Annotated in this window: 2 protein-coding genes; both read left to right on the top strand. The window is 63.5% G+C overall.

From position 1 onward, the window contains the following. Positions 1-506: ATPase, T2SS/T4P/T4SS family (locus EOD15_RS34150; RefSeq protein WP_185929161.1), on the top strand; the 506-nt coding region annotated here is incomplete at its 5' end. Next, positions 503-1,494: type IV secretory system conjugative DNA transfer family protein (locus tag EOD15_RS34145; RefSeq protein WP_185929160.1), on the top strand; the 992-nt coding region annotated here is incomplete at its 3' end. The genes EOD15_RS34150 and EOD15_RS34145, both read left to right, overlap by 4 nt.

The following is a 1,494-nucleotide window of genomic DNA, read 5'->3' as shown; positions in this document are numbered from 1 at the left end:
CAGTGATGCGGGCCCTGGTGGCCTGCATCCCCCACAGCGAGCGCGTGATTACCATCGAGGATGCCCACGAACTGTTCATGCAGGGGCACCCGAACAAGGTTCACTTGTTCTACAAAGCCGCGCGCCCAGGTGAGGCCGGTCCGCAATGTACGGCGCAGGACGCCCTCAAATCGTGCATGCGCATGAAGCCTGATCGCATCCTGCTGGCCGAGCTGCGCGGGCCAGAGGCGTGGGACTACATGGACAGCCTCAACACTGGCCATCCCGGTTCGCTGTCCTCGATCCACGCCAACAGCGCCCTCGATGCCATGACGCGCCTGGTGTCGCTCCTGAAATCGAGTCCGTCCGGCCGCGATCTGCCGCCGGAATACCTGCAGCAGATGTGTTTCGAGACGATCGACGTGGTGCTGTTCTACAAGAAACGCAAGCTGCAGGAGGTCTATTTCGACCCTCATCGCCGGCTGGCCTCGTCGCGTGTCCACAGCACCCTTTCGGAGGCAGCATGAGCCCGCAGCCGCCCAAGTGGGCAAAGGCAGTTATCGGCGTGGTGCTGGGTGTCGCCCTTGTCGCGTGCTGGGCCAGGCTCGGCGCGGAAATCTTCGTGCCGCTGGCCAAGGTCAACGTCGAGCCGGGTTTCCTGACGCTGTATCAATACTGGCAGCACTACGGCGACCAGCAGCGGTTGATGCAGCACATGTATGTGGCCATGTTCATCGCCACACTGCCGTTTGGTTTCATCGGCTGGCTGATTTTCAGCAAGCGCGATGATCGCGCGCTCTACGGTGCGGCCCGCTTCGCAAAGCTGCGCGAAATCAAGAAGGCCGGCCTGCTCGGTGACAAGGGCATCCTCGTCGGTAAGCTCGGCGAGGACTACCTGATGTATAACGGCGACAGCCACGCCCGCGTGGCCGCGCCCACGCGCGGCGGCAAGGGCGTCGGCATCGTGATCCCGAACCTGCTGAACTGGGGCGAGTCTGCCGTCGTACTCGACATTAAGCAGGAGAACTGGGATCTGACCTCCGGTTTCCGCACCGCGTGCGGCCAGGCCTGCTATTTGTTCAATCCGGGCGCGCGCGACGGCCGTTCGCATGGCTGGAACCCGCTGCACTACGTCGCCAGCGAGCCTGGTGCTCGCGTCAACGACATTCAGAAAATCGCCGGCATGATCTGGCCGGACCCGGCTGACGGCGGTGATCCGATCTGGACGGCCTCGTGCCGGTCGTTGTTCCTGGGCACGGTGCTTTACCTGATGGAGACGCCGGACGAGCAGGTGACGCTCGGTGCGGCGCTGCGGTTCGGCATGCGGGCCACGGCGAAGTCGCTCAAAGCGAAGCTGGCGGCGCGGCAGGAGTCGGATAACCCGCTTTCGGCCGAGTGCATCATGGCGTTGTCCGATTACCTGGACACCAGCGACAACACCCGTACGTCGATCCGCAAGAGCTTTACCAGCCGGCTCGAGCTTTGGCAGAACCCGATGATCGACGCGGCAACGAC

This window comes from Mesorhizobium sp. M7A.T.Ca.US.000.02.2.1, assembly GCF_003996995.1.
GTDB lineage: Bacteria > Pseudomonadota > Alphaproteobacteria > Rhizobiales > Rhizobiaceae > Mesorhizobium.
This window is presented reverse-complemented; position numbering and strand designations above follow the sequence as displayed.